Here is a 3,585-nt window from a genome sequence, read left to right on the forward strand (position 1 = left end):
ATCCTGCTCCTGGTCGGAGGATCGAACACATTGTATTTAAGGATATCGAGTACGCAGGAGGGGCGTTACATCCTTCCCGGATCTATGGTTATGACGAAGAGCGCAGCATTGAAGGAGTGACGTTTAATAATTTGACGATTGCAGGTCAACGTGTGGATAGCCCAAATCACCCAGCGATTGAAATGAACGAGTATGTACGTGGCATCACATTCCGTTAAGGGCGTTCAATTGGAAAATACGACGAGTAAACAGGAAAGGGGGGATGTGTAATTTCAATGTCTGGCACAAGTGGGCTTCAAGGGAAGAACATCGAATTCCATGAAAATGAGGAGGTTTGATATGGAAATGAATAGCGGATTTCATGAGGGAAAAAGATGGAGACGGGTGATTGCTTTACTTGCTGCAATCAGTCTGTTGGCAACACTTTTACCGGTTGGTACCCATTCCATCGCAGTTGCTGCGGATTCAAACGATGTTACTGTGTCAGGATATGAAGTTCAGATCAATGAAGCAATCACAGGTGGCTTCACGCATCCCGGAGTGGGACTAACCAAGGAAGTCCTAGAGAACATGAGAGAGCAGGTATTGTCGCAACAGGAACCATGGTACTCCTACTATGTGGCGATGACTAGTTCTGCAGCGGCTTCCAAGACAGTGACGTCCAGCAATGTCAGCCAAACGGACCCAACAAAACCGGCAAGCGATGCCTTTAACAGCCAAGGCTTCAACTCCCGTTTTATAAGCGATGGATTGAAAGCGTATACACAAGCGTTGATGTATTATATTTCAGGAGATGAGACGTATCGGTCCAATGCGATGCGTATCATTCGGATCTGGTCGCAGATGGACCCTAGCAAATATGTTTACTTTAATGATGCGCACATTCATACCGGGATTCCGCTGAATCGCATGGTTACGGCAGCTGAGATTCTGAGATATACAAGTTATCAGACGGATGAGCTGGGATGGACAGCACAGGATACAACGAATTTTACAACCAACCTGATTAATCCGGTTATCGAGACCTTCCAACATGACAACAATCGCTTTATGAATCAGCATAACTATCCTTTGCTTGGTGCGATGGCAGGGTATATTTTTACCAACAATCAGAGCAGATATGACGAAGCAGTTGAGTGGTTCACCGTCAACAGCACTGCACAAGACCAAGGCTTTAATGGGTCTGTCAAGCAGCTCTTCCGCTTAATGGATACTGATGATCTGACTGGGGAGCCGCTGGATGAGCCGGTGATTCAGCATGTGGAGATGGGTAGGGACCAGGCGCATGGGGGTGGAGACCTCACTAACGCTGCTATCCTATCACGTATGCTGCTTGCTCAGGGAACAAAGGTCGATCCCGTAGATGGTACCGTATCAACAGCGGCAAATGCGGTCGGACCGTATGAGTTCCTGGATGATCGCATATTGGCGGCCGCAGACTTCTTCTGGCAATTCATGCTTGGTTATGATACGCCCTGGACGCCAGTGGCCTATGCCATTTCGCCAGATGGAACGATTCGGGATACGTATAATCATATATCCAATGCCTACAAAGGTAGAATGAATACGGCAAATTTCTGGGACATGTATTACTACTACACATATGTCAGAGGCATTAATGTTGCAGAGAAGGCTCCTCATTATTATGAAGCATTTACGAAGCGGCTGCCTTCCAACTTTTATTATGGTGGTACTCTGAACAAAAACTGGGACAATGTGGACGGAGGCGGAGACTTCTGGCTGTATATGCCAGAGGAGGCAGTGTCTGAAGGTGCTGAATTTCTGCCGCGTGAGCAGACAAGTGGCTTACTGATCGATATTGAAGATCGTTATACGAAGCTTGGCGGCAACACAACCACCATAAAGGAAGGAGATACGTCGTTTGTGCGGTTTCAGGCGACGCAAGTGGGAAGTCGTATAGCATTTCTTAACGGTTCCAGCAGCGAGAAAATCATTGGTTTCCGCATCCGTACCAATGGGCCTGCCTACTTGGAGCTTACTCCGGGAATCCATGATACATTGACTTTGCCGGATACGCATGGACAGTGGCGGTATGTGACTTATACGCTGGACAGCTTCCAGAGCCTGAACGATATTCTTTATATGAAGGTCACAGGTTCGGATACGACAGTAGATATCGATCACATTCATATCAAAGCAAGTGAACAGCTGACACCGCCAGTATTCAAAACAGGAAATTCTGATCTCTCCATATTCGCCTATCCTAGCTCGCCGATTCGTGTTGAGTTTGAAGCAACCGATGCTGGGGGAACGGATGTGGTGACCTATTCCAGCCCGAATCTGCCTCAAGGAGCAGCATTGAATGAAGCCACGGGCGAGATGCTTTGGCAGCCGGGAGTGTCACAGACTGGAACTCATTCCTTCCATGTCGCCGCTTCAGACGGTACAACAATCACGATAAGAGATGTGAAGATTGTAGTCTCTGCGAATCGGGCTACCGCTGTGGGGCAGGCCATAGCTGCTTATGATGAGGATCGAATTTATGTAGCAGCAACACTCAACTCATTTCATGCAGTGTATGAGGATACCCTGGACCAACTTGATACAGCTACAGATGAAGTATTCTATGGGCAGCTGCAGGAGCTAGCCCAAGCAGCGGAAGCGCTGGAGCTGGTCACTCCGCTGCTGGAACAGGGCGGAGGTATTGATTACCACAACATCGTTGCGTCATCGACCTTTGGAACAGACATTGCCAATATGGTGGACGGGGACAATCAGACGGGGGTTTCGTATACACGTGCGCCAAACCTATACCATATGATTGATTTCGGACCAGATTTCAAAGTATCGGCTACGTCCTTTGGATTCCAAAGTAATATATTTGCCGATCGTCTCGCGAAGTCAGCTGTTTTTGGCTCCAATGATGGGGAGGACTGGGTACGCTTGACCCCGGGGTTAACAGCATTTACCCAGAGCTTTCAAACCCTGGATGTTGCTCCTGAATACCAGGATGATTCGTTCCGGTTCATCAAGGTTCAGCTGCTTCATTTACAGCCGGATGTATTGTATGGCATCGTACGGAATTTGTTCGAAATGACCGAGTTCCGGATCTATGGTGAACGTCATGAGACAGGCAATAAGCTGAAGTCCGTCTCCATCTTTTCGGATCAAAGTGTAAGTGGCAAGATTGCAACTGGGGACACGGTACAATTGACGATTCAGGCCAAGGAAGCAATTCAAAACGTAACAGCGACCATTCAGGGAATTGCAGCAACCGTTACGACGCAGGATCAGATCCATTGGACAGCGGTGGCTGCTATGGGAGATGATGTACCTACAGGTACGGTCAAGTTTACAGTGGATTACGAACAGAGTGACGGAACAGCAGGGGAGCGGACAGTCCTGACCACTGACAATTCGAAGCTGTTCCTTGTAGATGGCGGCAGGTATATTGATGTGTCTATGATGGCGAAAGTAAAGGCTTCGGATAAACAATGGCCTGGTAACGGGTTATCCCAGGATGAGGTGGGTTATCTGCTATTCGATGGTGATACATCCACCTATGGAGATCTGAATACATCATCGGGTTCCTTCTACACGGTGGAATTCGGTGAAGGTCTGTCT

At 48.0% G+C, this 3,585-nt stretch carries 1 protein-coding gene and 1 pseudogene; both read left to right on the plus strand.

Annotation, left to right across the window (positions count from 1 at the left end; genetic code table 11):
• Positions 1–218 (plus strand): annotated as a pseudogene (locus gpAD87_RS32295) (glycosyl hydrolase family 28 protein); the annotation flags it as partial.
• 121 nt (positions 219–339) lie between these two features.
• On the plus strand, positions 340–3,585 hold a 3,246-nt coding region (locus gpAD87_RS23710; RefSeq protein ID WP_064641328.1), incomplete at its 3' end, for a putative Ig domain-containing protein.

The sequence above is a fragment of the Paenibacillus sp. AD87 genome (assembly GCF_001659845.1).
GTDB classification, from domain to species: domain Bacteria; phylum Bacillota; class Bacilli; order Paenibacillales; family Paenibacillaceae; genus Paenibacillus; species Paenibacillus marchantiae.